The 26,769-nt window shown below is 63.6% G+C and carries 31 protein-coding genes and 1 riboswitch; of the genes, 16 read left to right on the top strand and 15 right to left on the bottom strand.

All coding sequences use genetic code 11. The features are described from left to right. Positions 1 to 384 carry a metalloregulator ArsR/SmtB family transcription factor gene (locus EN845_RS20695; RefSeq protein WP_127872354.1) on the top strand — a complete coding sequence of 128 codons (384 nt, stop codon included), beginning with the start codon at positions 1 to 3 and terminating at the stop codon, positions 382 to 384. Next, positions 381 to 866, top strand: coding sequence for an SRPBCC family protein (locus tag EN845_RS20690; protein ID WP_127872207.1), 486 nt, complete (start codon positions 381 to 383; stop codon positions 864 to 866). The genes EN845_RS20695 and EN845_RS20690 overlap by 4 nt, the downstream gene beginning before the upstream one ends. Before the next feature lie 25 nt (positions 867 to 891). On the opposite strand, the gene EN845_RS20685 is transcribed toward EN845_RS20690, so the two are convergent. The 3 genes from EN845_RS20685 to rpmB form a co-directional block, all read right to left on the bottom strand. Then, positions 892 to 1,572 (bottom strand): hypothetical protein, encoded by a 681-nt coding sequence (locus EN845_RS20685; RefSeq protein ID WP_127872208.1) that lies wholly within the window; start codon positions 1,570 to 1,572, stop codon positions 892 to 894. 3 nt (positions 1,573 to 1,575) lie between these two features. Next, complete coding sequence (locus EN845_RS20680; protein WP_127872209.1) at positions 1,576 to 2,259, bottom strand: queuosine precursor transporter; 684 nt, start codon at positions 2,257 to 2,259, stop codon at positions 1,576 to 1,578. Between the two features lie 180 nt (positions 2,260 to 2,439). After that, a complete protein-coding gene (gene rpmB / locus EN845_RS20675) occupies positions 2,440 to 2,736 on the bottom strand; it encodes a 50S ribosomal protein L28 (RefSeq protein WP_010911765.1) in 297 nt (98 codons plus the stop codon). Positions 2,737 to 2,995: 259 nt separating this feature from the next. On the opposite strand from rpmB, the gene EN845_RS20670 reads away from it, so the two are divergent. The 3 genes from EN845_RS20670 to EN845_RS20660 are packed head-to-tail and all read left to right on the top strand — an operon-like array spanning position 2,996 to position 5,456. Next, complete coding sequence (locus EN845_RS20670) at positions 2,996 to 3,784, top strand: DUF3108 domain-containing protein (RefSeq protein WP_127276009.1); 789 nt, start codon at positions 2,996 to 2,998, stop codon at positions 3,782 to 3,784. A 44-nt stretch (positions 3,785 to 3,828) separates the two neighbouring features. After that, entirely contained in the window at positions 3,829 to 4,785 is a 957-nt protein-coding gene (locus tag EN845_RS20665) for an EamA family transporter (protein ID WP_127872210.1), read from the top strand. Then, complete coding sequence (locus EN845_RS20660) at positions 4,782 to 5,456, top strand: lysoplasmalogenase (RefSeq protein ID WP_127872211.1); 675 nt, start codon at positions 4,782 to 4,784, stop codon at positions 5,454 to 5,456. Before EN845_RS20665 ends, EN845_RS20660 begins: the two co-directional genes overlap by 4 nt. Here the strand turns inward: EN845_RS20660 and EN845_RS20655 are convergent. Then, positions 5,453 to 5,872 carry a cupin domain-containing protein gene (locus tag EN845_RS20655; protein WP_127872212.1) on the bottom strand — a complete coding sequence of 140 codons (420 nt, stop codon included), beginning with the start codon at positions 5,870 to 5,872 and terminating at the stop codon, positions 5,453 to 5,455. The two genes, EN845_RS20660 and EN845_RS20655, sit on opposite strands and share 4 nt — an antisense overlap. A 22-nt stretch (positions 5,873 to 5,894) precedes the next feature. Further along, entirely contained in the window at positions 5,895 to 6,662 is a 768-nt protein-coding gene (gloB, locus tag EN845_RS20650) for a hydroxyacylglutathione hydrolase (RefSeq protein WP_127872213.1), read from the bottom strand. 262 nt (positions 6,663 to 6,924) lie between these two features. Here gloB and EN845_RS20645 point away from each other — a divergent pair, with 262 nt between their 5' ends. The 3 genes from EN845_RS20645 to EN845_RS20635 all read left to right on the top strand — a co-directional run bounded on the left by EN845_RS20645 (position 6,925) and on the right by EN845_RS20635 (position 10,569). Continuing rightward, positions 6,925 to 7,713: a methyltransferase domain-containing protein gene (locus EN845_RS20645; RefSeq protein ID WP_127280784.1), complete on the top strand. Its 789-nt coding sequence runs from the start codon at positions 6,925 to 6,927 to the stop codon at positions 7,711 to 7,713. Between the two features lie 135 nt (positions 7,714 to 7,848). Further along, entirely contained in the window at positions 7,849 to 9,666 is a 1,818-nt protein-coding gene (locus tag EN845_RS20640) for an ABC transporter ATP-binding protein/permease (protein WP_127872214.1), read from the top strand. A 99-nt stretch (positions 9,667 to 9,765) separates the two neighbouring features. Next, positions 9,766 to 10,569, top strand: coding sequence for a DUF1194 domain-containing protein (locus EN845_RS20635; protein WP_127872215.1), 804 nt, complete (start codon positions 9,766 to 9,768; stop codon positions 10,567 to 10,569). A gap of 64 nt (positions 10,570 to 10,633) precedes the next feature. Here EN845_RS20635 and EN845_RS20630 read toward each other — a convergent pair whose 3' ends face one another. The 3 genes from EN845_RS20630 to EN845_RS20620 all read right to left on the bottom strand — a co-directional run bounded on the left by EN845_RS20630 (position 10,634) and on the right by EN845_RS20620 (position 13,781). Further along, a complete protein-coding gene (locus tag EN845_RS20630; RefSeq protein ID WP_127872216.1) occupies positions 10,634 to 11,557 on the bottom strand; it encodes a glycosyltransferase family A protein in 924 nt (307 codons plus the stop codon). 318 nt (positions 11,558 to 11,875) lie between these two features. Next, complete coding sequence (gene metW, locus EN845_RS20625; RefSeq protein WP_027143503.1) at positions 11,876 to 12,490, bottom strand: methionine biosynthesis protein MetW; 615 nt, start codon at positions 12,488 to 12,490, stop codon at positions 11,876 to 11,878. 121 nt (positions 12,491 to 12,611) lie between these two features. Beyond that, complete coding sequence (locus EN845_RS20620; RefSeq protein WP_127872217.1) at positions 12,612 to 13,781, bottom strand: homoserine O-acetyltransferase; 1,170 nt, start codon at positions 13,779 to 13,781, stop codon at positions 12,612 to 12,614. A gap of 121 nt (positions 13,782 to 13,902) precedes the next feature. Continuing rightward, a riboswitch (SAM riboswitch) is annotated at positions 13,903 to 13,980 on the bottom strand. A gap of 137 nt (positions 13,981 to 14,117) precedes the next feature. Between EN845_RS20620 and hisC the strand changes: the two genes are divergently transcribed. Beyond that, positions 14,118 to 15,227, top strand: a complete 1,110-nt coding sequence (gene hisC, locus EN845_RS20615; protein WP_127278632.1) for a histidinol-phosphate transaminase — start codon at positions 14,118 to 14,120, stop codon at positions 15,225 to 15,227. Positions 15,228 to 15,249: 22 nt separating this feature from the next. Then, positions 15,250 to 16,185: a prephenate/arogenate dehydrogenase family protein gene (locus EN845_RS20610; protein ID WP_189343785.1), complete on the top strand. Its 936-nt coding sequence runs from the start codon at positions 15,250 to 15,252 to the stop codon at positions 16,183 to 16,185. Here EN845_RS20610 and EN845_RS20605 read toward each other — a convergent pair. Next, positions 16,182 to 17,111, bottom strand: a complete 930-nt coding sequence (locus EN845_RS20605) for a sugar kinase (RefSeq protein WP_127278634.1) — start codon at positions 17,109 to 17,111, stop codon at positions 16,182 to 16,184. The two genes, EN845_RS20610 and EN845_RS20605, sit on opposite strands and share 4 nt — an antisense overlap. A 5-nt stretch (positions 17,112 to 17,116) precedes the next feature. Further along, complete coding sequence (locus EN845_RS20600; RefSeq protein ID WP_127278635.1) at positions 17,117 to 18,115, bottom strand: DUF2125 domain-containing protein; 999 nt, start codon at positions 18,113 to 18,115, stop codon at positions 17,117 to 17,119. Between the two features lie 151 nt (positions 18,116 to 18,266). Here EN845_RS20600 and EN845_RS20595 point away from each other — a divergent pair, with 151 nt between their 5' ends. From EN845_RS20595 to EN845_RS20585, 3 genes are all read left to right on the top strand, one after another. Further along, complete coding sequence (locus EN845_RS20595) at positions 18,267 to 18,788, top strand: gamma-glutamylcyclotransferase (RefSeq protein WP_127278636.1); 522 nt, start codon at positions 18,267 to 18,269, stop codon at positions 18,786 to 18,788. Positions 18,789 to 18,911: 123 nt separating this feature from the next. Then, entirely contained in the window at positions 18,912 to 19,859 is a 948-nt protein-coding gene (locus tag EN845_RS20590; RefSeq protein ID WP_127872218.1) for an aldo/keto reductase, read from the top strand. A 92-nt stretch (positions 19,860 to 19,951) separates the two neighbouring features. Beyond that, the gene (locus EN845_RS20585) at positions 19,952 to 20,578 is read left to right on the top strand and encodes a LysE family translocator (RefSeq protein ID WP_127280818.1); all 627 of its coding nucleotides are present in this window, start codon (positions 19,952 to 19,954) and stop codon (positions 20,576 to 20,578) included. Positions 20,579 to 20,581: 3 nt separating this feature from the next. Here EN845_RS20585 and EN845_RS20580 read toward each other — a convergent pair whose 3' ends face one another. Continuing rightward, positions 20,582 to 21,385 (bottom strand): 1-acyl-sn-glycerol-3-phosphate acyltransferase, encoded by an 804-nt coding sequence (locus tag EN845_RS20580; RefSeq protein WP_127280817.1) that lies wholly within the window; start codon positions 21,383 to 21,385, stop codon positions 20,582 to 20,584. A 77-nt stretch (positions 21,386 to 21,462) separates the two neighbouring features. Continuing rightward, positions 21,463 to 22,368: a LysR family transcriptional regulator gene (locus EN845_RS20575; protein ID WP_127872219.1), complete on the bottom strand. Its 906-nt coding sequence runs from the start codon at positions 22,366 to 22,368 to the stop codon at positions 21,463 to 21,465. Positions 22,369 to 22,469: 101 nt separating this feature from the next. Between EN845_RS20575 and EN845_RS20570 the strand changes: the two genes are divergently transcribed. Genes EN845_RS20570 through EN845_RS20560 form a run of 3 tightly spaced genes read left to right on the top strand, consistent with a single transcriptional unit; the run spans position 22,470 to position 24,204 of the window. After that, positions 22,470 to 23,021 (top strand): peroxidase-related enzyme, encoded by a 552-nt coding sequence (locus EN845_RS20570; RefSeq protein WP_127279428.1) that lies wholly within the window; start codon positions 22,470 to 22,472, stop codon positions 23,019 to 23,021. 59 nt (positions 23,022 to 23,080) lie between these two features. Then, entirely contained in the window at positions 23,081 to 23,551 is a 471-nt protein-coding gene (locus tag EN845_RS20565; protein ID WP_127279429.1) for a DUF1348 family protein, read from the top strand. Between the two features lie 20 nt (positions 23,552 to 23,571). Further along, the gene (locus EN845_RS20560) at positions 23,572 to 24,204 is read left to right on the top strand and encodes a pyridoxamine 5'-phosphate oxidase family protein (RefSeq protein WP_127872221.1); all 633 of its coding nucleotides are present in this window, start codon (positions 23,572 to 23,574) and stop codon (positions 24,202 to 24,204) included. A 7-nt stretch (positions 24,205 to 24,211) separates the two neighbouring features. Here the strand turns inward: EN845_RS20560 and EN845_RS20555 are convergent, their stop codons facing one another. The 3 genes from EN845_RS20555 to ftsE all read right to left on the bottom strand — a co-directional run bounded on the left by EN845_RS20555 (position 24,212) and on the right by ftsE (position 26,685). After that, complete coding sequence (locus EN845_RS20555; protein WP_127872222.1) at positions 24,212 to 24,937, bottom strand: YdcF family protein; 726 nt, start codon at positions 24,935 to 24,937, stop codon at positions 24,212 to 24,214. Positions 24,938 to 25,046: 109 nt separating this feature from the next. After that, positions 25,047 to 26,033 (bottom strand): ABC transporter permease, encoded by a 987-nt coding sequence (locus EN845_RS20550; protein WP_127279432.1) that lies wholly within the window; start codon positions 26,031 to 26,033, stop codon positions 25,047 to 25,049. Beyond that, positions 26,026 to 26,685 carry a cell division ATP-binding protein FtsE gene (gene ftsE / locus EN845_RS20545; RefSeq protein WP_010911739.1) on the bottom strand — a complete coding sequence of 220 codons (660 nt, stop codon included), beginning with the start codon at positions 26,683 to 26,685 and terminating at the stop codon, positions 26,026 to 26,028. The genes EN845_RS20550 and ftsE overlap by 8 nt, the downstream gene beginning before the upstream one ends. Between the last annotated feature and the right edge of the window lie 84 nt (positions 26,686 to 26,769).

Raw genomic sequence — 26,769 nt, 5'->3', positions numbered from 1 at the left:
ATGCTTAACCATTCCGAGATCGACAGCATCCTTCGCGCTCTCGTCGAACCCACCCGCCGGCAGATCCTGGAACGGTTGAGCAGCGGACCGGCCACCGTCAGCCAGCTGGCGGAGCCGTTCGGCATGACCTTCGCCGCCGTGCTGCAGCATCTCCAGGCGCTGGAGGCCTGCGGGCTGATCCGCAGTGAAAAGATTGGGCGGGTGCGCACCTGCCGGATCGAACCGGGCGGGCTCGCCCCGCTCGCCGACTGGATTGCCGAACGCCGCATACCGGCGGAACGCCATCTCGACCGTCTTGGCCAGATTCTGGCCGAGCCAGAGCCATCCCCAAAAGGCCAATCCTCCGAGAAAAGTCAGGATCAGGAAAAGGACAAACAGCAATGAACCAGATAGCCCCCGTCAAGGACGAGCATTCCGTCATCCATTCCACCTTCACCATCGAGCGCACCTATCCGCAATCGCCGTCGCGGGTCTTCCATGCCTTCGCCGACAAGGCGACGGTGCGGCGCTGGCGCATCGAAGGCGATGGTTTTGCCGTTGCCGAGTTCAGCTTCGACTTTCGTGTCGGCGGCGGCGAGGTGTCGAGGTTCAGCTATGGCGGCGGTCCGGAGGTCAGGCTCGACGCGCAATTCCAGGACATCGTCGCCGACCAGCGCATCGTGTTTTCCTACAGAATGGCGGTCGGATCGCAGCCCATGTCGGCATCCCTCACCACCGTGGGGCTGACGCCGTTGAGCGACGGCACAAGGCTGACCTATACCGAGCAGGGCGTCTTTTTTGATGGTGTCGATTCCGCCCAGGGGCGGGAAGAGGGGACCCGTGGCCTGCTGGAGGCCCTTGGCGCGGAACTTCAGAAGTCAAAGTAAGCGCGGACGCCGCTGGCGGCCTCGGTCAGGACCGTGAGCCGTTGGTGGCGATCCAGATGACATGGCGCGCGCCGCGCTTGCCGTTGGCGCGCGTGTTGACCTCCTCAAAGGCGAAGCCGGCCTGTTTCAGCCGCCGCGTGAAGCCGGCATCCGGGCCTTGCGACCACACCGCCAGCACGCCGCCCGGCTTGAGGGCGCTACGCGCGTCGCCGAGCCCTGCCAGGCTGTAGAGAGCGTCATTGCCCTTGTGGACGATGCCTTCGGGGCCATTGTCGAGGTCGAGCAGGATTGCGTCCCAGGCTGCGGGCTCGGACCGTATCAACTTGCCGACATCGGCCTCGCGGATGGTGACGCGGGAATCGCCGAGCGAGCCGGCGAAAATCTCGGCCATCGGGCCGCGCGCCCAGGCGACGACGGCCGGCACCAGTTCCGCGACAACGATTTCGGCATTTCTGCCCAGTTCGGCGAGAGCAGCGCGCAGCGTAAAACCCATGCCAAGTCCGCCGATCAGCACCCTCGGCTGCCGATGGCCCGCGATCCTCTGGCAGGATAGTTTCGCCAGCGCCTCCTCGGATCCGCTGAGGCGGCTGTTCATCAACTCGTTGGTGCCGAGCATGATCGAGAATTCGGAACCGCGCCGTTTCAGCCGCAGTTCCTGTTGGCCATCAGGCGTTTTCGCGGAGTCCAGCTGGATCCAGGGAATCACGGCTTAGGCCGCGGCAACGGCCGGCTGGCTCCAGCGGGCGGCGAGCAGCCGGTAAGGGATCAGTGCCACGACAGCGATGATCAGTTTCACGCTGAGGTCGCCGAGCGCCCAGGACACCCAACGTATGGCCTCGACATGAAACACGCCCATCAACGGGGCGCTCTCCAGCGCGAAGCTGTCGCTTGGGCCGGCGAAGGCAAAGGCGGCCGAAAAGGCCACGCCGAAGAACACGACGGTGTCGAACACCGATCCGACCAGCGTGCCGACGATCGGCGCCCGCCACCAGCTCTGCCGGCGCAGCCGGTTGAACACGGAGACGTCGAGCAATTGCGCGGTCAGGAAGGCAGCGCCCGAAGCGGCCGCGATACGCACCAGCCGGTCGGCCGACGTCTCGAATTCGATGAAGCCGTGGCGAAACAGGAAGGGTGGGATCAGGATCGAGCACACTACCGCCGTCATGAAGCCGACAAAGACGATGCGGCGCGCCACGGCAGGTCCGTAGCGCCGGTTGGCAAGGTCGGTGACCAGGAAGGAGAAGGGGTAGGTGAACGCGCCCCAGGTCAAAACGTCGGCGAGCGACAGGCCGCCAATCTGGCCCTGCATGGGAAACTGCACGAGGATGTTCGATGCCACGACGACAAGCGCCATGGCGGCCACGAAAGGCAGGTATCGCGAAAAAGAAGACATTTTTTTATCCTGGGTAATGGAACCAGCGGAGCATCATGCCGATCGGGCGGTGCCCGCTTCGCAGTTGGGCATCGGATTGTCGAGCCTTGCGGATCTATCCGATGCTCAGTGGCCAACAAAAGATTGGCCAGAGGCCAACAAGAGGTTGGCCGGGGCGGTCGTCCCCCGCCTTATCTGATGTTACGCAGCGACCTGCTCGGCGAGCTTCTTGGCGATCTGCTTCTTCAGCAGGCGCGCGCGCTGCGACAGTTCCTTGACGTCGGCCTTGGCCAGGAAAGCGTCGAGACCGCCACGATGTTCGACCGAACGCAGCGCGTTGGCTGAGATGCGCAGGCGCACGTTCTGGTTCAGCGCTTCCGAAATCAGCGTCACATTGACGAGGTTCGGCAGGAAGCGACGCTTGGTCTTGTTGTTGGCGTGGCTCACATTGTTGCCGGTCTGGACTGCTTTGGCAGTGAGTTCGCAGGTGCGGGACATGGGTTCTAACCTTCAGTTCTTTCGTGACCTGCCAAACCTTTGTGCCCACGCCGGGTGGCGCGCGGTTCTGGTCAGGCGGCCTTATGGAAAAAGTTGGCGTTCCATAGTTGCATTTCACCGGGGCGTCAAGCTCCGGCTTCGCCACGGAACCGCCCGGCATTTCATATTAAGGCCGGATTTCCCCCTATAAGCGGTCTCATAGGGACATGCCAGACCGGAGTCGCCCGCCTCCGGCCCAAAATCAAGGATCCGATCCGCCATGCCTCGTTTGTCTCACGCGCTCGTCACCGCGCTTGCCATCGCCTTGCCGTCCGCCGCGTCGGCTGCGTCCCCGCAATCCTTCAAGGGCGAATACACGGTGTCGTTCCTGGGGCTCTCGATCGCGAGATCGACTTTCTCCAGCAGCTATCAGAGTGGCGTTTATGCGATCAATGGCACCGTCTCCGCAGCGGGTCTGGCCAAGCTGTTCGACGACACGCGTGGCACAATCTCGTCCAAGGGTACGATCTCCGGGCAGAAAATGGTGCCGCAGGCATTCCGTGCCGATTACACTTCCGGCAAGAAGGCATCCTCGATCGACATTCGCTTTGCCAATGGCAACGTGGCGTCGACGCAGGTCATCCCCGCGCCGGGCAAGCGCGACCCCAAGGCCTGGGTACCGCTCGGTGCCGGCGATCTGGCATCGGTACTCGATCCGATGGCCGCCACCGTCATCCATGCCGACAGCCCCGACCAGGTCTGCGGCCGCAAGGTCAAGTTCTATGATGGTGAGATGCGCGCCGACCTGACGCTGACCTACGCCTCGAAAGGAACGATCTCGGTGCCGGGCTACAAGGGCGACACAGTCACCTGCCAGATGGGTTTCGAGCCGGTGGCAGGCTACCGCAAGGGCCGCAAGGCGCTCAATTATCTCAAGAGCAAGAGCCGCATGATGGTGACGTTTGCACCGCTTGGCCAAACCGGCGTATATGCGCCGATCCACGCTACGGTCGGAACGCAGATCGGCACCTTGACCATCAGCGCCGGACGTTTCGAAGCGGTACAATAAGGCAGGCCACCGGGGACAGAATGGGGCGCGCCACTGGAGACAAAATGGGGCGCGCAACACTGATCGGCTTTTCGGCGGTCGCCATGTGGGCGTTGCTGGCGTTGCTGACGGACGCATCCGGCAAGGTGCCGCCATTCCTGTTGTCGGCGATCACCTTCTCGATCGGCACCGGTGTCGGGCTAGTCGCACGGCTGTTCATGCCGGCTGCCGACAGGGGCCAGAAAATCCCACCCCAGGTGTGGGTGATCGGCATTGCCGGCCTGTTCGGCTACCACTTCTTCTACTTCACCGCGCTGCGCAACGCGCCGGCGGTGGAGGCGAGCCTGATTGCTTATCTCTGGCCACTGCTGATCGTGCTCGGCTCGGCGCTGATGCCGGGCGAAAAACTGGCGTGGCACCATGTCGTCGGCGCGCTGCTCGGCCTTGCCGGCACCGTGCTGATCGTCACCAAGGGTGGCGGCCTGGCCTTCGATGCTCGCTATACCTTCGGCTATGCCATGGCCGCCGTCTGCGCCTTGCTATGGTCGTCCTATTCACTGCTGTCGCGACGTTTCCCGTCGGTGCCGACCAGCATCGTCACCTGGTTCTGCGCGGCAACCGCCGTGCTGTCGCTCGCCTGCCACCTGGCGCTCGAGGAAACAGTGCTGCCGGTCGGCGCCGGCCAGTGGCTGGCCGTGCTCGGCCTTGGCCTGATGCCGGTGGGCGCGGCCTTCTATGCCTGGGACATCGGCGTCAAGCGCGGCAACATCCAGGTGTTGGGTGCGGTAAGCTACGCGGCGCCGCTTTTGTCGACGCTGGTGCTGATCGCGGCTGGCGTCGCCGAGCCTTCGTTGCGCATTCTGGCCGCCTGCGTGCTCATCACCGGCGGCGCGGCGCTGGCGGCAAAGTCGCTGTTTCTGCGCATGTCCATTGCTATCGAGAGCGGAGCCGGGGCATCCGAAGACGGAGCCAGGGTATCCGAAGGTGGAGCCCGGGCATCCGAAGACGGAGCCAGGGCGTGACGATGCCGTTTGCCGGCGGCATCGACGCCAACGCCAATGCAACGCTGATCTTTTCGATGGTGGCGGCGGTGATCTATGCCTTCACATCAGGCATGCCGCCGACGCTGGCCCGCTCGGCGGGAAAGACGCTCTCTGTGGCCATGCTCGCCGCACTCGCCGCAATGCAGGGCGGCCCGCTGCTGCTGGTTGCCGCCCTTGCGCTGAGCGCGATCGGCGACGCCTTCCTGTCGCGCGACGGGGAAAGGGCATTTCTCGGCGGGCTGGCGAGCTTTCTCGTCGCCCACATCGTCTATGTCGCGCTGTTCCTGCGTAGCGGTGGCGGATTGGAGCTGCTTTCCGCCGAATCCTGGCGAGGCGCGATTGCACTGGCCATGGCGGTGTTCGCGATCGTGATGCTGGCAGCGCTCTGGCGCCGTGTCGGCCCCGGCCTGCGTATCCCGATCGCCGTCTATGTCCTTGCGATCCTGGCGATGGGCATGTCGGCGCTGACGACAAACAGTATCTGGGTGATCGGCGGCGCCGTGCTGTTCATGGCATCGGACGGGCTGCTTGCCACGGAGAAATTCCTGGTACCCGCCATCTCGCCGCATCGCGCCTGGATGCGCCTCGCCGTCTGGGTGCTGTACTACGCCGCCCAGCTCGCCATTACCCTGGGTTTCCTGCTGGGTTAGGGCTGCCAGCCCGGCTCGGCCAGTTCGAAGGCGGCGAAATCGAAACCCGGCGCGACGGTACAGCCGACCAGCGTCCACTCGCCCAGGCTGCGCGCCGATTGCCACCAGCCTGCCGGCACGACGATTTGCGGCCGTTCGCCCGCCGCGAGGTCGATGCCGAGAACCTGCTCGATAACGGCGCCGCCTTCTTCCCACATCGACAATGCCAACGGGGCGCCGGCATGGAAATGCCAGACCTCTGCGGCATCCTTGACCCGATGCCAGGCTGAAAGCTGGTGCCGTTCCAGCAGGAAATAGATTGCGGTCGAATGGCCGCGCGCACCGCCGGCTTCGTCGCGAAAGGTTTCCGCATACCAGCCGCCTTCCGGATGCGGCTTCAGTGCGAGCGTTGCTATGATTTGCGCGGAACTGGTCATTGGCAGGAAGCTCGCATGGCGCTCAGAAATTGTCCTTGCGCTTGCGGATCTCGGCGAAGACCTCGGCATCCCCGGCCCTTTCCATGCCCAGATGCTTGCGGATTGCCGGATCGTGCCAGCGCAGGAAGGGATTGGTCGACAGTTCCTCGCCGATCGTCGTCGGCAGTGTCGGCTTGTTGTCGACCCGCAGCGCCTCGATCCGCGCGGCGCGTTCCTTCAATGCCGAATTGGTGGGGTCGACGCTCAGCGCGAAACGGGCATTGGCGAGCGTGTATTCGTGGCCGCAATAGATTGTCGTCTCGGCCGGAAGGGCTGCGAGCTTCTTCAGCGATTCGTACATGACCGGCGGCTTGCATTCGAACAGCCGCCCGCAACCCAGCGCGAACAGCGTATCCGCGGTGAACGCGACTTTCGATGCCGGCAGATGGTAGGAGACATGGCCGGCGGTATGCCCGGGCGTGGCGATCACCTCGATGCGCTCATCGCCGAGATGAAGGACGGAGCCTTCTTCGACCGTTTCGTCGATGCCAGGGATTTTCGCCTTCTCCACCTCCGGGCCGACGATGCGCAGCTTGAAGCGCTCCTTCAGCGCCAGGTTGGCCTCGACGTGATCCATATGATGATGCGTGGTCAGGATGACAGTCGGCGTCCAGCCGGTGCGCTTGATGGCGGCCAGGATCGGCGCTTCCTCGGGCGCGTCGATGATCGCGGTCTGGCCGCTATTGGGATCATGCACTAAGACGCCGAAATTGTCGGTGCGGCACATGAACTGTTCGATTTCGACCGGCATCGCGTCTCTCCATTAGAGCGCCGTGCGTCCAGCTGGACGCACAAGGACGCTCTAACATTTTTTTGCTGCTGCATCGTGCTTTCCGAAATCGAAACCGATTTCGGGCCGATGCAGTACCGCCGCAGACATAGGGCGCCGCTTCGTGAATGTCATCCCGGGTGACAAAGCGAATAGTCATCCCGGGATGTCAAAATGACGTCCGCCGCGCCGACCACTTGGGCCTTTTGTTGAATCCGGCTGATATCACGGCTACATCCCTGACATGCATTCCGACATCGTCGACCTTCGCTCCTTCTATTCGACAACGCTCGGTCGGTTCGCCGAGCGCTCGATCACCATGGCGCTGTCGTCGATATGGGCCGCGGTGCCCAATGAGCGGCTGGTCGGCCTCGGCTATACCTTGCCCTGGCTGGAGCGCTTCGGCTCCGATGCCGAGCGGGTCTTCGCCTTCATGCCGGCGACACAGGGCGCCGTGGTCTGGCCGGCGACCGGGCCGACGGCAACGGCACTGGTCTTCGACGAGGAGCTGCCGCTGGTCGATTCCTGCATCGACCGCATGCTGCTCGTCCATTCGCTCGAACATGTCGAGAACCCGCGCGAAACGCTGAACGAGATCTGGCGGGTCCTGTCGCCGGCGGGGCGCGTCGTCATCGTGGTACCCAACCGGCGCGGTGTCTGGGCGCGCTTCGAGCATACGCCGTTCGGCAACGGGCGGCCGTTCTCACGCGGGCAGCTCACCGAACTGCTGCGCGAGGCGAATTTCACGCCGGCCGCCTGGTCCGATGCCCTGTTCTTCCCGCCATCGCGGCGGCACTTCATGATGCGCTTCCACAATGTGCTGGAGCGTGCCGGCCGGCGGCTGTGGCCGATCTTCTCCGGCGTCATCGTGGTGGAAGCGCAGAAGCGGCTTTATCAAGGCGTTCCGGTGGCCCAGCGCGCATCTCGCCGCGTCTTCATGCCGGTGCTGTCGCCGCATGGCGCGACGCGGCTCGGCCGCCGGGCCGAGGGAAGGGGTGCAGCATCGTCGGCTCGGCAAGTGACACCTTCGTGATCGCGATGGAAACTTGCATCGCGCGGCATCTTTCCGACCTATCTGTCGTGCTGGGCTCGCGGAGTGCTGAGGGCTGCCGCCGTCGGCTCTCTTCATCCGGTTTCAGCTTCGCTACTGAATGCAAGGATCTCGGCCATGGCTGATCAACTGGACAATCAGGCCACCGTTCAACCGGTCGCCGTGGCCAGCAGCCTGCGCGATCAGGTGGCGACGATCAAACGGGCGCTCATCGGATCGCCGGTTCGCAAATGGTTGCTGTGGACGTCGGCCGGCATCATGGCCGTCATCGTCGCGACGTCGATCGGCCAGGTTCTGCTCAATCGCTGGAACCAACCCTTTTACGATGCGCTCGCGCGCCGCGACATGGCCGCCTTCCTGCATCAGCTTCTCGTCTTTGCCATGATCGCCGGCGGGCTGCTGGTGCTCAACATCGGCCAGACATGGCTCAACCAGATGATCCGGCTGAAGCTGCGCGAGGTGCTGACGCTGGATTTGATCGACCAGTGGATGCGGCCGGCGCGTGCTTTCCGGCTGGCCAATGCCGGCGCCATCGGCGTCAATCCCGATCAGCGCATGCAGCAGGATGCCGCGCATCTGTCGGACCTGTCGACCGATCTTGGTGTCGGCCTGCTGCAGTCGTTCATCCTGCTCGTGTCTTTCGTCGGCGTGCTGTGGGAGCTGTCCTCGGGCTTTGTGTTCCACATTGGTGGCTTGTCGCTGGCGATACCGGGCTACATGGTCTGGGCGGCGTTCCTCTATGCCGGCACCGCCTCCTGGCTGAGCTGGCTGGTCGGCCGGCCGCTCATCCGTCTCAACAGCGACCGCTATACGCGCGAAGCGGAGCTGCGCTCCTCGATGGTGCGCGTCAACGAGAACGTCGATGCCATCGCGCTGTACCGGGGCGAGGATGACGCCAGGCGACGGCTCGAACTCGACCTTGGCACGGTGCTGGGTGCCATGCGGCGCATCTACACCGCCCAGATCAACCTGTCCTGGGTAACCGACACCTATGGCTGGATCACCGTCGTGGCCCCGATCCTGGTTGCCTCGCCGGTCTATTTCTCGGGCGATATCAGCTTTGGCGGGCTGATGATGGCGGTCGGCGCCTTCAACCAGGTGCATTCATCGTTGCGCTGGTTCATCAACAACATCGGCAGCATCGCCGACTGGCGTGCCACGCTGATGCGTGTCGCCGACTTCCGCATCGCGCTCGATGAAACCGATGTGCTGCACGACAAGGAGAAGCGTATCTCCTTCGATGAAAACGCCAATGGCAGCCTGACGTTCGAGAAACTCCAGGTGGCCTCGCCGGAGGGTTGTACGAAGCTCTCCGACCAGCATGTCGAAATCCATGTCGGCGAGCGCGTGATGATCACCGGCGAGCCCGGCGCCGGCAAGACGCTGTTCTTCCGCGCCATTGCCGGCCTGTGGCCATGGGGGGGCGGAAAGATCGGCATGCCGGCGGGAGAAGCCCCCATCTTCGTGCCTCGTGTCCCTTACTTCCCCGCCGGTACGCTGCGCGAGGTGCTCGACCATCCCTATGGTGTCGCTCCGGCAAGCGATGCCGATATTTCGGCGGTGCTTGCCGAAGTCGGCCTCGATCGGCTGTCATCCTCGCTCGACCGGTCGGCCCGCTGGGAGCGTGAGTTGGGCGATGACGAACAGCGATCGCTCGCCTTCGCCAGGCTTGCCTTGCGGAAGCCGAAATGGGTGATCATCGATGAAGCGATGGATGCGTTCGACGGCCCGTCGCTGAGGCGTGTGCTGTCGCTCATGGATAAGCATCTGAAAGGTGCCGCGATCATCAATATCGGGCGCGGCCTGCACAACAATCAGTTCTTCCCGCGTTCCCTGACGATCGTGAAGGATACCGGCGTGCCCCCGCTGAAACCCGCCCGTGTCAGGGCGGGCGCCATCGAACCGCCGCCAGTCGCCGCTCGGCGCAAGACATAGAACGGCCGGCATTCGGACCGGGCGGCCACGCCTGCCACAAGCTTTATTTCGCCGTGATCGCGAGCGAATGTCGCGATCGAAACATCGCTCGTGCTGGCCATGCTTGAGATAATGAGCCTGCTTGCCTGCCTGGCTTGCGCCGAGGCCGCCCCGGTTCCTTCGGCGCCAAATACGCTGGCTGTCGACGTCGAACTGGTGCTGGCGGTCGATATCTCGCTGTCGATGGACGAGACCGAGTTCGCCCTTCAACGCGCCGGCTATGTCGAGGCGCTGCGGCACGCCGATTTCATCCAGGCGGTCCGTTCCGGCCATACTGGGCGCATTGCGCTCGCCTATTTCGAGTGGGCCGGCACGGTGCGCGATGACGCGGTCATCGGCTGGCAGATCATCGACAGTGCGCAGAGCGCCAACGATTTTGCCGACAAGCTTGCGGCCCGCCCTTTCCGGAGTTTCCGCGGCACCTCGATTTCAAGCGCGCTTGCTTTCGGCGCCGAGCTTTTCGACGGCACCAATTTCGCGAGCGAACGCAGCGTCATCGACATATCTGGCGACGGCCCCAACAATATCGGGCCGCCGGTCACTGTGACGCGCGATGCGGCCATTGCCAAGGGCATCGTCATCAACGGCCTGCCGATCCTGATCAAGCCATCACCGACCTTCAGCCATCTCGATCAGTATTATGCGCAGTGCGTGACCGGCGGACCTGGTTCCTTCGTGCTGCCGATCCATGCGGCCGCCGAATTCTCAACGGCGATCCGGCGCAAGCTGATTCTCGAAGTCAGCGGCATTCAGGACAAGCCCAAAATCGTGCCCGCCGAGATGGACGCGCCGATCGACTGCCTTCTGGGAGAACGGGACAGGCGGTTCCTGTCGGATCCCTATTTCCCGGAACTGGACCGATAGGCCTGGCCGTGGGCCAGGCAGGCCCCTGCAACGCGCCGTACTCGATCGCTGAGCTGCCGCCAGGTCAGGCCGGTGGAATTCCAAACTTCCCGCGAACCTCGTCGTAGAGGCCGCGCCGCCAGCGGCGGCCGTAGAGATAACCGGCGATCAGTTCCGGCAATGAATAACCAAGCGCGTCGGACGAGCGGTTGGCCATGTATCCAGCAAATGCCTGTGGTATCCGCCCCCGGAGAATATCGGCGATGATCTGCCGCGTGATCATAAAGGGTGGGACATGGGGGTAAGAGCGAGCGATGTGCGGGTGCTTACTCATCAGGATCGCATAGGCTTCGACATAGCCGTCCCGGCGGCCCGAAATCGAGTTCTGCGAATTGTGCTTCGTCCAGTCGATATCTTCCGATAATTGCGCGCCGAAGCGCTGTGCGAAGCGCAGCAGAAGCTCCCGGTCCTGCATCCGGGGAATGTCGCTGTCATAGCCGCCGATGGCCAGCAAGGCTTCCCGCCTCGCCGTTATCGCCGACCCGGCGATGAAGGCCGTCTGCGCAACCACCGCCCGCTCCAGCATCGCCGGATTGAGGAAAGCACGGCGGTTGACGCAGGCGGTGCCACGGCCAGCCTTCACCGAGACATACGAGGAGAGCAGGACTTCGAGCGCCGGATTGTCGTCGAACCATGCCAGCGTCCGTTCGAGCCGGTGTGGCAGGAAGAGATCGTCCGAATCAAGAAAAGTCACCACGGGCGCCCTCGCCAGCTCGATGCCGGCATTCCTGGCGGCATTGGCGCCGCGCCATTTCGCGCCGACATAGATCAGCCGAGGGTCGCGAATGCGCGCAAGCGCCGCTTCCGTCCCGTCGGTCGAGCCATCGTCGACGACGATATGCTCAAACCGCGCCATGCTCTGAGAAAGCACGCTTTCCACCGCGCGGAGCACCGTTTGGCGCCGGTTGTGAGTCGGGGTGATGACCGTGATGAGGGGCAAATGCTCCACGTCAGCTGTTTCCAGCGCGAAAATGCACTTTCCGATAGCTCTTCAGGATGGTTGAATGGATCGGACTTCCCCCTGGCTGGCCCTCATCGGGATTAAGTGCGACGCTACAAAAAACAACCTGTTATGTCACCCATTGTGCCGTCGTTCTGACGACAAGGGAATGGTGAATTCCGGCGCCTAGCGCTTCAACCGCAACACTTTTGCCACCGCTGAAATTGGCGGAAGCTCTTCGCGGTTGCGTCCATGTGGTGTTGGCCGACGGCGTGGAACATCCGCACAAGCCCACGGATGTCCTCGCATAGGAGGCCGACGGCAGCCTTATCGCTTCAACAAAAACACCGCCTGCTGGCCAAAGAAATTCCAGAACCACCAGGGCATCGACAGGCCGATCTTCTGGCCGTTGGCGTCGAGCGCGGTCGCCTTTTCCACCGTCGCGCCAAGCTCCTCGCACAGATTGACGAAGTCGCGGATGGTGCAGAAGTGGATGTTGGGCGTGTCGTACCAGGAGTAGGGCAGATCCTTGGTCACCGGCATGCGGCCCTTGACGAACAGCGACAGGCGCACCCGCCAATGGCCGAAATTGGGGAAGGACACGATCGCCCGATTGCCGATCCGGAGCAGTTCGTCGAGCACCAGCTTCGGGTTGCGGGTGGCCTGCAGGGTCTGCGACAGGACGACGAAGTCAAAACCCTTGTCGGGATAGAATTCGAGATCCTTGTCGGCATCGCCCTGGATGACCGAGAGGCCGCGCGCCACGCATTCGTTGACGCCGCGCTGCGAAAGCTCAAGGCCGCGACCGTCGACCTGCTTGGTTTCCTGCAGCAATTCGAGCAGCGAGCCGTCGCCGGAGCCTACGTCAAGCACGCGCGATTGCGGCGGGATGAGGTTGGCGACGACCTCAAGGTCGACACGCTGGCTGCCATTGACGCTCATGGCTTCGCCTCCTGAGTGGCGCATGACGATGGTCCGAAAAGTCCGCAATTTTTCTGGGTCATGGCTTCGCCTTTCCGTCTGACGCATGACCGTGGTCCGAAAAGTCTGCAACGTTTCGGGGTCATGCACCGAGCCCCCTGGCGCGCGCGGCCGAACCGATAAAGCCGTTGATGGCGGCAAACAGTTCCGGTTCGTCGAGCAGGAAGGCGTCGTGGCCGCGGTCGGTCTCGATCTCGACGAAGGAAACCGAGGCACCGGCGGCGTTGAGCGCGTGCACGATCGAGCGGCTCTCTTCGGTCGGGAACAGCCAATCCGACGTGAAGGACACCAGGCAGAAGCGGGTCTTGGTGCCGGCAAAGGCGTCCGCCAGCCGGCCGCCATGGTCGGCGGCAAGGTCGAAATAATCCATCGACCGTGTCATGTAGAGGTAGGAGTTGGCGTCGAAGCGGTCGACGAAGGTCATGCCCTGGTGGCGCAGATAGCTCTCGATCTGGAAATCGGCATCGAAGCCGAAGGTCAGCGCTTCGCGGTCCTGCAGGTTGCGGCCGAATTTGCGGTGCAGGGCGGCTTCCGACAGATAGGTGATGTGGGCGGCCATGCGCGCCACCGCCAGCCCCTTTTCCGGGCGCTTGCCGTGCTCGAAATATTTGCCGCCATGCCAGTCCGGATCGGCCATCACGGCCTGCCGCCCGACCTCGTGGAAGGCGATGTTCTGTGACGAATGGCGCGCGCCGGTGGCGATCGGCAGTGCCGAGAACACCCGCTCGGGATAGCTCGACGCCCATTGCAGCACCTGCATGCCGCCCATCGAGCCGCCCAGCACGCAGAACAGCTTCTCGATGCCGAAATGGTCGACCAGCATCTGCTGCGCACGCACCATGTCGCGGATGGTGATGACAGGAAGGTCGAGCCCATAGGGCTTTCCCGTGGCGGGGTTGGTCGAAGCCGGCCCGGTGGAACCAAGGCAGCCGCCGATGACGTTGGAACAGATGACGAAGAAACGGTTGGTGTCGATGATCTTGCCGGGGCCGATCAGCACTTCCCACCAGCCTGGCTTGCCGGTCACCGGATTGGTGTTGGCGACATGCTGGTCGCCGGTCAGTGCATGGCAGACGAGGATGGCATTGGAACGGGCATCGTTCAGAACGCCATAGGTCTGATAGGCGATCTGGAACGGCGACAGCACCGTGCCGGCATCGAGCTTGAGCGGCTTGTCGGGTCCGAAACGCAACACCAGGCTCGACGGATTGTCGACCTCGTTGTTGGTCCTTGCTGCGCGCAGAGCGGCCATTCCTAATCTCTCTTGCTGCATCGTTTCTTGCGAAAATCTCCGCTGATTTTCGCGGCGCCGATGCGGTCGTCCGGGCCGGTAGCGGACAATAAAAAACCGGCATTGCCTTCGCAAAGCCGGTTACGTCACGCAAACGGCCCTTTAGCGAATTGTTTAACGTGGCTGCAAGCCGACCGGCCAAATCACCACGGAACTGTCACCGCCCTTCTAGAACCCGCCCGCCTCGCCGTCAATGGCGGCGGCTGGCACTAGTGCCGCCTCTCGACATTGCCGGCCATGGCTTGTATTTCCGCAGCGGCTTCCGGATGGAGGCATTTTCGACGGATTTTGCAAGACATGAACCAGACACCGGATCAGGCACGTCCAACCCCCCGCGCGGGCATCATGGACATAGACGCCTATGTGCCCGGCAAGAGCACGGCGCCGGCCGGGGTCGCCAAGGTCTACAAGTTGTCGTCGAACGAGAACCCGCTTGGGCCGTCGCCGAAGGCGATCGAGGCCGCGCGTGAGGTCGCCGGCAAACTCGACATCTATCCCGACGGCACCGCCAGGCGGTTGCGCGAGGCGATCGCCGAGGTGCATGGCCTCAACGCGCAGAACATCATCTGCTCCAACGGTTCCGACGAGATCCTTGGCCTGTTGGCACAGACCTATCTCGCGCCCGGCGACGAGGCCATGTTCACCGAACACGCCTTCATGGTCTACAAGATCTACATCCAGTCGGCCGGCGCCACCCCGGTCGTGGTCAAGGAGACCGACGAGCGCGCCGACATCGATGCGATGCTGGCGGCTGTGACGCCGCGCACGAAAATCGTGTTCCTGGCCAATCCCAACAATCCGACCGGCACCTATGTGCCGTTCCAGGAGGTGCGTCGCCTGCATGCCGGACTGCCGAAAAACGTGCTGCTGGTGCTGGACGCGGCCTATGCCGAATATGTCCGCCGCAACGATTACGAAGCCGGCATCGAGCTGGCCGGCAGCGCCGAGAACGTGGTGATGACCCGCACCTTCTCCAAGATCGGTCTCGGCGGAGCGCGTATCGGCTGGATGTATGGTCCGATGCACATTGTCGATGCGATCAACCGCGTGCGCGGCCCCTTCAACGTCAATGCGACCGCGATCGAGGCCGGCATCGCCGCGATCCGCGACCGCGCCCATGTCGAGCGCAGCGTGGCGCATAACGAGACCTGGCTCGCCTGGCTGAGCGAGGAGATGACTGGACTCGGACTGCGCGTGACGCCCAGCGTCGGCAATTTCCTGCTCATTCATTTTCCCGACGACCAGAGGCATTCGGCGGCTGCGGCGGATGATTATCTGAGCGCGCGCGGCTATATTCTGCGGCGCGTTTCAGGCTACGGCTTTCCCAACGCGCTGCGAATGACCGTCGGTACCGAAGAGGCCAATCGCGGCGTTGTCGCCGCGCTCAAGACATTCCTGAAAAGCTAGAACGCCTGAAAAGTTACACACCATGGCATCACCGATGTTCGAAAAAATCGCGCTGGTCGGCATCGGCCTGATCGGCTCGTCGCTGGCCCGCGTCATTCGCCGCGAAGGCCTGGCTCGCCATGTCGCGATCTCGACGCGCAGTGTGGCAACGCTCAAGCGAGCCGAGGAACTGGGACTAGGCGATTCCTACACCACCGATTCCAGGGAAGCTGTGCGTGATGCCGATCTGGTCATCGTCTCGGTGCCGGTGGGCTCATCCGGTGCGGTGGCGCAGGAGATTGCGCCGGCGCTAAAAAAAGGTGCGATCCTCACCGATGTCGGCTCAACCAAGGCCTCAGTCATCGCGCAGATGCAGCCGCATGTGCCTGAGGGCGTCCATTTCATTCCCGGCCATCCGCTGGCGGGTACCGAAAAATCCGGCCCGGATGCCGGATTTGCCGACCTGTTCGACAATCGCTGGTGCATCTTCACGCCGGTGCCGGGCACCGATCCGGAGGCGCTGGAACGGCTGTCGGAATTCTGGCGCCGCTGCGGCGCCAACATCGACACGATGGATCCGCAGCATCACGACATGACGCTGGCCATCGTCTCGCATCTGCCGCACATCATCGCCTACAACATCGTCGGCACCGCCGACGACCTGGAATCGGTGACCAAGACGGAAGTGATCAAATATTCCGCCTCCGGCTTTCGCGATTTCACGCGTCTGGCCGCCTCCGATCCGACCATGTGGCGGGACGTGTGCCTGCACAACAAGGATGCCATCCTGGAAATGCTGGCGCGCTTCTCGGAAGATCTGGCGTTCCTGCAGCGCGCGATCCGCTGGGGCGATGGCGACAAACTCTTCGACCTGTTCACCCGCACCCGCGCCGTGCGCCGCTCGATCATCGAGGCGGGCCAGGATATCGACGCGCCGGACTTTGGCCGCCAGGCGGTCGAGCATCCGGCAAAGAGCTAAGCTGTTTCAGGCCAGGTCGCTGCCATCATGGCGAGCGTTTCCGCCCGATCCGGCGCGCCCAGCCTGCCGCCGAAGCGCAGGCATTTGAGCGCGGCGGCGGCACTCGCAAAGCGCAGTGCGTGCTCGATCGCCATGGCTTCCGCCAGCCCAACGGCAAAGGCGCCATGAAAGACATCGCCGGCGGCCAGCGTGTCGACCGCCTTGATCCTCGGCGCCTCGACATGGCGGGATGATCCGGCGCTTCGATCGAACCACCAGGTACCCGCCGCGCCGCCGGTGACCGCGACGAAGGCGTCGGTGCTGGAGGCGAGATCCTCGCAAGCGGTCTCCAGATCCAACGCGTGGCCGCAGATGATACGCACTGCCGGTTCGGAGGCGACGATGTGCGAGGCCAGCGGCAACAGTTGCTCCAGCACCGCCAGCGGCGCGGTATCGGCATCGAGGATAGCCGGCCTGCCCGCGGCGCGCGCCGCGTTCAGGGCAAGTGCCGCTGCACCCGGCCAGCGCACGTCGGCCAGCACGGCATCGAACGCCGTGATGTCGGGAAACGGCAAGGCTTCGGGATCAGCCTGCGCGCGCGTGTCGTAGAACGGCACGATGATACGCTCGCCATGCGCATCGACCAGGATCGAGGCCAGCGCCGAGCGTGCGCCGCTGACGCGGCGCACATGGCTGCAATCGACGCCCTCGGCCTCGATTCCAGCGATCAGCTGATCGCCGACAGGATCGTCGCCAGCACTCGCCCATAGCGATATCTCGGCGCCGAGACGACGTGCGGCGCAGGCCGCGCTCGTGGCCATGCCCGAGGCGATCTGGACGCCGTCCGAGGCGATGAATTTTCCCTGATGCGTCGGAAGCGACTCGACGCGCAGGATGGTGTCCAGCGTCAGCGCTCCAACACTCAAGAGCCTCACGGGTCTTGCCATGGGTGCTATTGCACCGGCTTGATCTTGCCCAGCGGGATAAAGCCGAGCGAGGCCTTGCCCTTGACCACCTTCAGCGGCATCGACGGCTCGCTGCCGAGTAGAGCCAGGGCGCCAAAACCTTGCTCGATCGCATTCTTCTGCTCGGGCACGGCGCCGGCAAGGATAGATGCCACGGCCTTCGGATCCTTGATCCTGATCATCAGATCGGCATCGACCAGGCCTTCTGCATCGACCGACAGCGGTCCGGAAACGGTGACACGCGCCGTCCCCGACGACAGATCGAGATTACGGATTTCGATCCTCTGGCCGCGCAGGCTTTTCACCTGCGTGCCGACCAGCGCCACGCCGTTCTTCAGTGTCACGTCGCCGCTGGCATCGAGCGCCGGCAGCACGCGCCCGCCGATCGTGTCGGGATCGATTTCAAGATCGCCAAAGCTGCCGACATAGTCGATATCCGCGCCATTCGGCTGCAACTGGCCTGATGCCTTGCCGGCACTGAACAGCTCGACTGGATCGGTATCGTCGGCCGGATCGGTCTGGCCCGACAGGCCCTCGGCCTGCAGCGCTATACGTCGCGGCAGCGGATACCACAGTTTGACGTTGGCCTGCAGATTGTCCCAGTCGATCCAGAGCGGCATCATGCCCGGGACGGAGGTTCGGAGCGGACCGCGCAGATTGGCAACCGGCGACAAGGGCTGGGCGATCTGGGCGGTGGCATTGAAGGAGCCGGCCGAGGCGGCAATGTTCTTGGCATCGTCCTCGTAGGCGAGATTGTCGCAAGAGACGGCAAAGCTCAGCGGATAGCCACTGACCTCGAGGTTGGCGCAGCCAGCCTGGATGCCGCTCTTATTGAGCGTGGCAACCGCCTTGTCGGCCTCCGACCTGACCCTGTTGGCCAGATAGAACCATCCGGCGCTGTATATGGCGAACAGCACCAGGATGAACGCGGCAAGCCACCATAGGCGGCGACGGTTACCCGGTCGGCGTTCGTCACTTGACGTCATGCTTTGGCTCTCATTAACGCATGGATGGTGTGAACGGATTCTCGATTCCGGGAACACCAGTGGACAGAGACGATAGGTAGACGGACACGGGCGGAAAAAACACCGGTTTCCGGTGCGGTGTTGCCATTCTTTTGCAATCAGGCGCGGTGATATGGGCGATTTTTGGGTGTTCGGCTACGGTTCGCTGATCTGGCGGCCCGGTTTCGCGCATGTCGAGACACGGCGTGCGCGCCTGCATGGCTACCGCCGCTCGCTTTGCGTCTATTCCTTCGTGCACCGCGGCACGCGCCAGCGGCCGGGACTGGTGCTTGGCCTCGACCATGGCGGGTCCTGCGTCGGCCTCGCCTTCCGCGTGCCCGGCGAACTGCGCGACGAGGTCATTGCCTATCTGCGTGAGCGCGAGCTTGTCACCAGCGTCTATCTCGAGCGGACGCTCAAGGTTCGTCTCGACGGCGGCGGCGCGGTCGAGGCCGTGGCCTACATCGTCGACCGCAAGCATGAGCAATATGCCGGGGCGATGGACGCGGCGGATGCAGCGGCCGTGGTGCGTGGCGCGGTCGGCCGATCGGGCAACAACGAGGACTATGTGCTGAGTACGCTGAAGCATCTGGAAGCACTGGGCATCCGCGACCACTGGCTGGAGGAGGTGAAACGGGGGATAGCGTCTTTGTGAAGCGCTGGCTCTGCGGAAAACGGTGGCCAGGGCCTTTGACCTCGATGCGGCAAGACCTAGGTTAGGCTCCGAACCCAGCCAGCGGGCGGCATCGCCCGGCCCCAATCATCACGGAGATCCGTCTTGCAGAAACGCCGTCTCGGTCGCACCGACCTTTCCATCGCGCCGCTGGTTCTGGGCGGCAATGTCTTCGGCTGGACCGCTGACGAGAAGACCTCCTTCGATCTGCTCGACCGCTTCGTCGGCGCGGGCCTCAATGCCATCGATACGGCCGACGCCTATTCGCGTTGGGTTCCCGGCAACAAGGGCGGTGAATCGGAAACCATCATCGGCAAATGGATGAAGGACCGCGGCAATCGCGACAAGGTCGTGGTGGTCACCAAGGTCGGCTCGGATATGGGGCAGGGCCACAAGGATCTGTCCGCCGCCTATATTGAAAAGGCCGTCGATGCATCGCTGAAGCGGCTGCAGACCGAATTCATCGATCTTTATCTGTCGCACTGGCCGGATCCGACGACGCCCTATGAGGAAACGCTCGGCGCCTATGAGAAACTGCTCGCCAAGGGCAAGATCCGCTATGCCGGCTGTTCCAACCTCGATGCCGGCCAGTTGCGTGCTGCACTTGACGTGGCAAGCCTGCGCGGCCTGCCGCGCTACGAGGTGCTGCAGCCGGAATACAATCTCTACGACCGCTCCTCCTTCGATGGCCCGCTGCGCGACCTCTGCGTGGCCGAGGATGTCGGCGTCATCACCTATTTCAGCCTGGCCAAAGGTTTCTTGAGCGGCAAGTACCGCACGGAAGCCGATCTTGGCCAGAGCGAGCGCGGGGAGGATGTCGGCGGCTATCTCAATCCACGCGGCACGCGCATTCTGGCGGCGCTCGACGCCGTATCCGCCAGGCATTCGGCCAAGCAGGCGGAAGTGGCGCTTGCCTGGGCCATGGCGCGGCCGGGCGTCACCGCGCCGATCGCCAGTGCCACCAAGCCAAGCCAGATGGACAGCCTGATCAGGGCGGTGTCGTTGAAGTTGAGCGCCGACGATATGGCCGAGCTCGACAAAGCCAGCGCCTGAGGGCTGCCGGCAAGACGGGACGCACGAACGTCCAAGACGATCCTCATGCCTTGCCATACCGTCCTTCGCACGGGCTCAGGGCGGAGGACCAGATGGACGGATCGCTTCTTTCGCAGCCGGAGCCTTGGCGCCAATTGCTTGCGCTGTTGCTGGCCGCCACCGTCGTCATGGGCAGCCCTGGGCCGGCGACGATAAGCGTTACCGCCGTCGGCGCCGCCTTCGGCCTGCGCGATTCGCTTCGCTACACCGGCGGCATCGTCCTAGGCACGATCGCCGTGCTGCTGGTTGTGGCGACCGGGGTTATGGCGGTGCTTGGGTCGATGCCGAAGCTGGCGCCGTTGCTGGTTGTCGCGTCGGCGGCCTACATTCTCTATCTCGCCTTCAAGATCGCCACCGCGCCGGCGCTGGCCGCACGTGCCGCCGAGGCTTCGCGCCCAACCTGGCTGGCTGGATTTCTCCTGGCGGTCGCCAACCCCAAGGCCTATGTGGCGATCGCTGCCGTGTTCGCCGGCACCTCGTCGAGAAAGGGCGATGTCGAGCTCGGCCTGTGGACGAAACTGACTGTTCTGGCGGTGATGATCGTCGTCATCCACGCCGTGTGGCTTGTTGCCGGCGCGGCGTTCGCACGCTTCCTGCGCAGGCCTGTCGCCTCGCGGATCATCAATCTGGTCTTTGCCGCGACGCTGCTGTTGACCACGGTGCTGGCTGTGTACGGTTGACGATCAGGCCGCGGAGCCGTCAAGCTTCGCGCCGAGTTCCCGCAACCGCTTTGCCGCCGTTGTCGGCAGGGCCGGCGGGTTGGGCGCGCGTGATGCCTCGACAAGAAGCTGGTCACAGGCGGCTTCCGTCTCGCCGATCAGCCGCGCCATGAACTCTTCCTTGCCAAGACCCGGCGGTATGGGCGGCAGGAAGCGTGCCTTGATGGTTCCGGGATAGCGGAGGAACTTGCGGCGCGGCCAGTAGAGGCCGGCGACATGGGCGACCGGCACCACCGGAACGCCAAGCTGCGAATAGATTTCAACGATACCGTATTTGTAGGCCGGCTCGTCGCCCGGAGCCCGGCGGGTGCCCTCGGGATAGATGATCAACTGGCGCGGGTTGCGTGCCATTTCTTCCTTGGTCGCGGCGACCACCGCCTTCAAGGCCTTGGAGCGGCTGCCGCGATGCACCGGGATCATGCGCATCTTCAAGATGTACCAGCCGAAAAACGGGATCCAGGTCAGCTCGCGCTTCAGGATGTAGAGCGGGTCCTGGAGGTAAGGGAAGAAGGCGATAGCGTCCCAGAACGACTGGTGCTTGGGCGCCAGGATGAACGAACCCTCGGGCAGGTTTTCCTGCCCGGTGATGTCATTCTTCGTTCCGGCGATCTTGTCATAGAGCCACATCGAGGTGCGCGACCAGAATTTCGGCACGAACCAGGCACGGTGACGCGGCGACAGGAAATAGTAGGGGGTCCAGAGGATCATCTGGACGATCAGATTGACGTAGAAGACGAAATTGAACGCCAGCGATCTGACATAGAGCATGGGGGAGGTCCGGTGAGGAAGTGTGCGTTGGTTACACCAAGCGCGGGGAAAAAGGAAACGGTGCGATGCTGCCCGTCCTACCAGGTTGCCTGCGCCAGGCGTTCCCTCAGGCGTGGGGCGGCAAAGTCCAGGAAGGCGCGCAGTTTCACCGGCAGCCGGCCCTGGCCCGCATGCACCAGGTTTACCGGCCAAGGCTCGGGTTCGAAATCCCCGAGCACGGGGCGCAGTGTTCCTGATCGTGCGGCGGCAACGATCTGGTAGGAAAGCACCCGCGTCAATCCGACACCGGCGATCGCCGCATCGATCGCCGCCTCGGCGGTGTTGACCCGGAGCCTCGAGCGGACCGGTACGATAAAATCAGCCTTGTCCACGCTGAAGGTCCAGGTGGCAAGCGAGCCAAGGCCCTCGAAGGTGATGCAGCTGTGCGTCTCGAGCTCTCCCGGGGTCCGTGGAATGCCGTGCGCGGCCAGATAGGCCGGGCTTGCGCAGACAACATGACCGATCGAGCCGACCCTGATGGCGACCAAGCGCGAATCCGGCAGCCTGCCGATGCGGATGGCGAGGTCGATATGGTCCTCGGCCAACTGGCTTATCCTGTCGCCGAGCGTGAGGCGGATATCCACCAGGGGATAGGCGGCCAGGAAGTCGGTGACGACGGGCAGAACGTGAAGGCGGCCGAAGACAATCGGCGCGGTGATGATCAATTCCCCTGTCGGGGCGCTGTATTCGCCGCCGGCGGTGCGTTCGGCATCGCCGACCTCGTCCAAAATGCGGCGGCAGGCCGCGAGATAGGCATGGCCCGCATCGGTCAGTGTGAGCCGCCGCGTCGAGCGGTTCAACAGCCGTGTCTTCAGGTGCCGCTCCAGCTCGGAGACCTTGCGGCTGACCGTTGCTAGCGGAACGTCCGAACGGCGCGCGGCGGCGGAAAGGCTGCCGCCTTCCGCCGCCGCGACGAAAAGGGACATGGCTTCAAGACGATCCATCATTTCTTCCAGAAAATGGAAGGGTTGATTGCAAATATGGCATCTACATCCGCAACATGGAAGGCTGCATATAAGCGAGGCATCTCAACAAGGAAATCTTCATGCCCCGCATTGCCACGCCTTCGTCGATCGCAACCGCTCCCGCCGCCGCGCAGCCGATGCTGCAGGCCGTGGAAAAACAGCTCGGTGTCGTGCCGAACCTGTTTCGGATGGTCGCCAACAGTCCGGCCGCGCTGGAAGGTTATCTCGGCATGATGGGAGCTTTGGCCAAGGGCCGGCTTGCGGCGCCGACGCGCGAGCGCATCGCGCTGGCGATCGCCGAGATCAATGGCTGCAACTATTGTCTGTCCGCGCACAGCTATCTCGGCAAGACGCTCGCCAGGCTCGACGATGCCGAGATGATCGCCAACCGCCACGGCGGCTCCTCGGACCCCAAGGCAGCTGCGGCGGTGCGTTTTGCCGCCAGCGTTGCGCAAAGCCGAGGACAGGTCGGCCAGGAGGATCTCGCCGCTGTCAGGCTCGCAGGCTATGACGATGGGGAGATCATCGAGATCGTCCAGCATGTCGCCCTGAACGTCTGGACCAACTATATCAATGAGGTTGCCCAGACCGACATTGATTTTCCGGTTGTTTGCGCCCGAGATGCTGCCTGAATCCGGATAGGAGTGGCGGTGCCCGTCGGTCCCCACCCTTCATGCCGCAGAGGAATCCCATGTCTGAGAGCCGCCCGCCGCTTCCACCCTTCACCGCCGAGACGTCAGCCCAGAAGGCGCACATGGCGGAGGATGCCTGGAACTCGCGCGACCCGGCGCGGGTGGCGCTTGCCTATACGGCGGACAGCCGCTGGCGCAACCGCGCCGAATTCCTGCAAGGGCGCGATGCTATCCAGGCCTTCCTGACCCGCAAATGGAGCCGCGAACTCGACTACCGGCTGATCAAGGAGGTGTGGGCCTTCCACGGCAACCGCATCGCCGTGCGCTTCGCCTATGAATGGCACGACGACAACGGTTCATGGTTCCGCAGTTATGGCAACGAGAACTGGGAATTCGATGAGCACGGGCTGATGCGCCTGCGCATCGCCAGCATCAACGACCTGCCGATTGCCGAGGCCGAGCGCAAATATCACTGGCCGCTCGGCCGGCGGCCGGACGACCACCCGACGCTGTCGGAGCTCGGGCTCTAGAAACATGCAAGGAGGTCTCGATGAACGCACACGCTTTTACGAGCGATGTCGCCTTCACGCCAACAGTCAAGGCGATCCAGGCGCGCAAGGGTTCGCGCCAGTCCTATGCCCGCGTCGAGGAGCGCGGCGGCTGGCAATCGGCGATCACACCGGACCTTGCCGCTTTCATCAGAATGCAGACCAGCGTCTTCCTGTCGACTGCCAATGGCGATGGCCAGCCCTATATCCAACACCGCGGCGGCCCTGCCGGCTTTCTCAAGGTGCTCGAGGAGAAGACGATCGGCTTCGCGGATTTTCTGGGCAATAAGCAGTTCATCACGCAGGGCAATCTGGCCGACAATCCGAGGGCCTTCCTGTTCCTGATCGACTACATGATGCGCCAGCGCATCAAGATCTGGGGTACGGCACGCATTGTCGAAGACGATGCCGAGTTGACAGCGAGGCTGATGCCGCCGGACTACAAGGCGCGTCCCGAGCAGGTCATCCTGTTCACCGTCTCGGCGTGGGACGCCAATTGCCCGCAACATATACCGCAGCGCTTCGAGGCGGCTGATGTGGCGGCGGCGCTTGCCGAGCGCGACCGGCGCATCCAGAACCTTGAACAGGAGATCGCGCGCCTCAAGGGCGTTTCAGGGGCTGGCGCCAAGGAATGACGCGGGCTCAGCCGCCGGCGGCGGTTTCGGCCAGCGCGATGCCTTCGGGCGTCGGCTTCACCGGGATAATACCACGTGCCAGCGCCAGCAGATATTTGGTGTATTCGGTGAACAGCACCCGCAACGCCCGCGGCTTGGTCAGCCAGCCGCCATTGTCGAGATTGGAATTGACCACCGGATAGGGCTCAAGCTTGGCGCCATGCAACAGCCGTCCCATCTCCAGCAGGCTGCGTGGCATGTGATAGTTGTTGGTGACCAGGATGACCGTGCCATAGGCATGGTTTTCCACCCATTTGGCGCTCTCCTCGGCATTGCCGATCGTGTCGAGCGCGGCCCGATCGATGTCGACGCAGCAGGAAAACAGTTTCTTGTCGCCGCCGGTCGCCGCCTGAAGCTGGCGACGGCTGGCCGAGGGATGGACGCCGCTGATCAAGAGCCGCTCGCCCTTACCGGACGCGAGCAGTTCCATCGCGGCGTCGAGCCGCGATTGGCCGCCGGTCAACACGATGATGGCATCGGCCTTGGCTGGGTTGGCGGGCGTGGTCAGGTGACTGACCTTGCTGGCAAACCAGCCGAAGCCGCCAGCGAACACCATTGCGAGCATAAGCAGCGAGAGAGCGGAGAGACGCAGGGCGGTCCTTAAACGGCTAACCTTGCTATGGCCGCGCCAACGGGCAACCACCACTGGCAGCTGTCCAGCCGTCCCGGTCGAATCCCGCACGTCCATAGCCATATGGTTAATCCCGAAATGCGGCGTTTGGTAGGTAAAAGACGCACTTTGCGTTACGCAAATTCTCCATCCGTGATCGCGCTCGTTCCATCCACGCCAAGACGAACTCCTTTCATGCGTCGGGTTGGCGAACGTCGATGTCGCTGAGATAGGCGACGACGGTGGCGTGTGAGGTCGCCGCCGTCAGCGCGCCAATCACCAGCACCATCAGGACGACACCCAGGTAACCCGCCGAGCCGATGGCGAAGTTGCCGAACAAAGCGGTTGCCTGATCGGCCTGTGGTGTTGCCATGTTGCGCGACGACCACCAGGAGAAAACGATGAAGACGAGCACCGCCGCCGCTCCGCCGGCAGCCGCGCCCTTCATGCCTGTGACCAGGAAATGCCGGCGGAATTCGCGCGCGATGAATTGCGCCTCGGCGCCGACGAAATGTAGCACCTCGATGATGTGGCCGTTGCCGGCCATGGCGCCGCGGGTGGCAAAGACCACCGTCAGCACGGTTGCCGACAGCATCAGGGCCAGAACGGCGATGCCGATGGTCACCGTGGTGCGGGCCATGGCTACCAGCCGGTCGACCCAGGTGCGGTGGTCGTCGAGCGATGCGCTCGGCAGTTTCGGCGCGATCGCGGCGCGCATGGCGGCGAAGTCTGGCGGGCTGTTCTCGTCGATGGTGACGATGATCAGGCGCGGCACCGGCAGGTCGTCGATATTGAGGCCCGAACCTAGCCAGGGCTCCAGCAGCCTGGCGGTCGCTTCGCGGTCGATGATCCGGGTCGACTTCACGCCGGGGAATTCGCTGGCGATCTGCGAAGCCTGGGTAAGCGCTGCCTCCATGTCGAGGCCTTCGGCCGGTTTGATCTGGATGGTCGCCTCGCGCGAAATCTGGTTTTCCCATACCGAGGCCGTATCGCGCACCAGCGTCACCGCGCCGAAGGTCAGGCAGGACAGGAAGGTCATGATGGCGATGACCAGCACCAAGGCGCGGCCGGCAATGTTCTGCGCCGGCACGATCGGCGCCATCTTGCGCTGGGCGCGCGGTCTTGCGACGGCTGCCTCGGCGTCCTGCTCTTCGAAATGCTCGGCGGACAGATCAGTCATAGATATCCAGCCTTCCGCCGGCCAGGATCATGCGGCGCGCGTCGACCTGTTCCATCAAGCCGAGATCGTGGGTAGCGATCACCACCGCGGTGCCGAGGCGATTGAGCTCGATGAACAGCCGCAGCAGGCGCCGCGCCAGCGGCGGATCGACATTGCCGGTCGGCTCGTCGGCGAGCAGGATTTCCGGCTGTTCGATCAGGGCGCGCGCGATCGCGGCGCGCTGCTTCTCGCCGCCTGACAGGACCGGCGGCAGCACATGCATGCGCTCGCCGAGCCCCACCCATTTCAAGAGCTCGGTGACGTCGGTGCGGTAGCTCGCCTCCTCGCGCCCGCGCACGCGCAATGGCAAAGCGACGTTTTCGTAAGTGGTCATGTGGTCGAGCAGGCGAAAATCCTGGAACACCACGCCGATGCGCCGGCGCAGGTGCGGCAGCTCGGTGCGTGAGATGCGGGAGCGGTCCTTGCCGAAGATGGTGATCAGCCCACGCGTCGGCTTCAGCGACATGAACAAAAGGCGCAGCAACGTCGTCTTGCCGGCGCCCGAAGGCCCGCTCAGGAATTGGAAGGAGCGCTCCGGTATATGCAGGGAGATGTCGCGGAGGATTTCCGGACCCATGCCATAGCGGAGGCCGACATTTTCGAAGCGAATCAATTTCGACGACCTGAGGTTCCTGGCCGCGGCGAGCCAGCCTGTTCTGTGAAAAGACCATCGGCCGGCATGGTTAACCGGCGGTTA

It is taken from the genome of Mesorhizobium sp. M8A.F.Ca.ET.202.01.1.1, assembly GCF_004791595.1.
GTDB lineage: Bacteria > Pseudomonadota > Alphaproteobacteria > Rhizobiales > Rhizobiaceae > Mesorhizobium.
This window is presented reverse-complemented; position numbering and strand designations above follow the sequence as displayed.

Bases quoted from the DNA above. Each gene is read 5' to 3' on its own strand.
- EN845_RS20560 (WP_127872221.1), top strand. From the start codon at position 23,572: ATGAACGCACACGCTTTTACGAGCGATGTCGCCTTCACGCCAACAGTC.
- EN845_RS20690 (WP_127872207.1), top strand. From the start codon at position 381: ATGAACCAGATAGCCCCCGTCAAGGACGAGCATTCCGTCATCCATTCC.
- EN845_RS20640 (WP_127872214.1), top strand. From the start codon at position 7,849: ATGGCTGATCAACTGGACAATCAGGCCACCGTTCAACCGGTCGCCGTG.
- EN845_RS20575 (WP_127872219.1), bottom strand. From the start codon at position 22,368: ATGGATCGTCTTGAAGCCATGTCCCTTTTCGTCGCGGCGGCGGAAGGC.
- EN845_RS20585 (WP_127280818.1), top strand. From the start codon at position 19,952: ATGGACGGATCGCTTCTTTCGCAGCCGGAGCCTTGGCGCCAATTGCTT.
- EN845_RS20550 (WP_127279432.1), bottom strand. From the start codon at position 26,033: ATGACTGATCTGTCCGCCGAGCATTTCGAAGAGCAGGACGCCGAGGCA.
- EN845_RS20565 (WP_127279429.1), top strand. From the start codon at position 23,081: ATGTCTGAGAGCCGCCCGCCGCTTCCACCCTTCACCGCCGAGACGTCA.
- EN845_RS20655 (WP_127872212.1), bottom strand. From the start codon at position 5,872: ATGACCAGTTCCGCGCAAATCATAGCAACGCTCGCACTGAAGCCGCAT.
- EN845_RS20580 (WP_127280817.1), bottom strand. From the start codon at position 21,385: ATGCTCTATGTCAGATCGCTGGCGTTCAATTTCGTCTTCTACGTCAAT.
- EN845_RS20605 (WP_127278634.1), bottom strand. From the start codon at position 17,111: ATGGCAAGACCCGTGAGGCTCTTGAGTGTTGGAGCGCTGACGCTGGAC.
- EN845_RS20570 (WP_127279428.1), top strand. From the start codon at position 22,470: ATGCCCCGCATTGCCACGCCTTCGTCGATCGCAACCGCTCCCGCCGCC.
- EN845_RS20600 (WP_127278635.1), bottom strand. From the start codon at position 18,115: ATGACGTCAAGTGACGAACGCCGACCGGGTAACCGTCGCCGCCTATGG.
- EN845_RS20620 (WP_127872217.1), bottom strand. From the start codon at position 13,781: ATGGCCGCTCTGCGCGCAGCAAGGACCAACAACGAGGTCGACAATCCG.
- EN845_RS20645 (WP_127280784.1), top strand. From the start codon at position 6,925: ATGCATTCCGACATCGTCGACCTTCGCTCCTTCTATTCGACAACGCTC.
- rpmB (WP_010911765.1), bottom strand. From the start codon at position 2,736: ATGTCCCGCACCTGCGAACTCACTGCCAAAGCAGTCCAGACCGGCAAC.
- EN845_RS20670 (WP_127276009.1), top strand. From the start codon at position 2,996: ATGCCTCGTTTGTCTCACGCGCTCGTCACCGCGCTTGCCATCGCCTTG.
- EN845_RS20665 (WP_127872210.1), top strand. From the start codon at position 3,829: ATGGGGCGCGCAACACTGATCGGCTTTTCGGCGGTCGCCATGTGGGCG.
- hisC (WP_127278632.1), top strand. From the start codon at position 14,118: ATGAACCAGACACCGGATCAGGCACGTCCAACCCCCCGCGCGGGCATC.
- metW (WP_027143503.1), bottom strand. From the start codon at position 12,490: ATGAGCGTCAATGGCAGCCAGCGTGTCGACCTTGAGGTCGTCGCCAAC.
- EN845_RS20555 (WP_127872222.1), bottom strand. From the start codon at position 24,937: ATGGCTATGGACGTGCGGGATTCGACCGGGACGGCTGGACAGCTGCCA.
- EN845_RS20695 (WP_127872354.1), top strand. From the start codon at position 1: ATGCTTAACCATTCCGAGATCGACAGCATCCTTCGCGCTCTCGTCGAA.
- EN845_RS20595 (WP_127278636.1), top strand. From the start codon at position 18,267: ATGGGCGATTTTTGGGTGTTCGGCTACGGTTCGCTGATCTGGCGGCCC.
- EN845_RS20635 (WP_127872215.1), top strand. From the start codon at position 9,766: ATGCTTGAGATAATGAGCCTGCTTGCCTGCCTGGCTTGCGCCGAGGCC.
- EN845_RS20680 (WP_127872209.1), bottom strand. From the start codon at position 2,259: ATGTCTTCTTTTTCGCGATACCTGCCTTTCGTGGCCGCCATGGCGCTT.
- gloB (WP_127872213.1), bottom strand. From the start codon at position 6,662: ATGCCGGTCGAAATCGAACAGTTCATGTGCCGCACCGACAATTTCGGC.
- EN845_RS20610 (WP_189343785.1), top strand. From the start codon at position 15,250: ATGGCATCACCGATGTTCGAAAAAATCGCGCTGGTCGGCATCGGCCTG.